The 434-nt window shown below is 45.9% G+C and carries 1 protein-coding gene; it reads left to right on the top strand.

What is annotated here, in order from left to right; genetic code table 11:
- Window positions 1-434, top strand: a 434-nt coding sequence (locus tag ADH54_RS09740) for a G5 domain-containing protein (protein WP_049524957.1), incomplete at both ends; no start/stop codon positions are given.

The raw sequence follows: 434 nt of genomic DNA, 5'->3' as shown, positions 1-434 counted from the left end.
TAAAGTTGTTCAAGAAGGTGTTGTTGGTGAACGCACCATCTATACGGAAGTCACTATCGTTAACGGGGAAAAATCTAGCAAAGTTATAGAAAATATAATCACAAAAGAACCGGTGAACAAGGTGATTGCAGTTGGGACTAAGGAAGAGTATGAACCCAAATCTGAGGAAGGTAGACCAGTTCAACCTGAAAAAATTCCAATAGTAGAGAATGAAACAGAGACAAAACCAGCTGATGGAATAGGACAACCAAGACCAGGAGCAGAAGAAACGCCGGGTACAGAAGCAACACCGGGCGAGAAACAAACACCTGACAAACCCGAAGCCGAGCCGAAGCAGCCAGATCCAGCAACCCCAGCTGTGGAATCAGGACGCGAAGAAGATCAATCTCTTGCGGAACAAAAGGGTGAGGAGAAACAGCTGGGGAACTCAGTTG

The sequence above is a fragment of the Streptococcus pseudopneumoniae genome (genome assembly GCF_001072315.1).
Classification (GTDB): Bacteria; Bacillota; Bacilli; order Lactobacillales; family Streptococcaceae; genus Streptococcus; species Streptococcus pseudopneumoniae_R.
The sequence above is the reverse complement of the archived record's forward strand: the minus strand, read 5'-3'. Positions and strand labels throughout refer to the sequence as shown.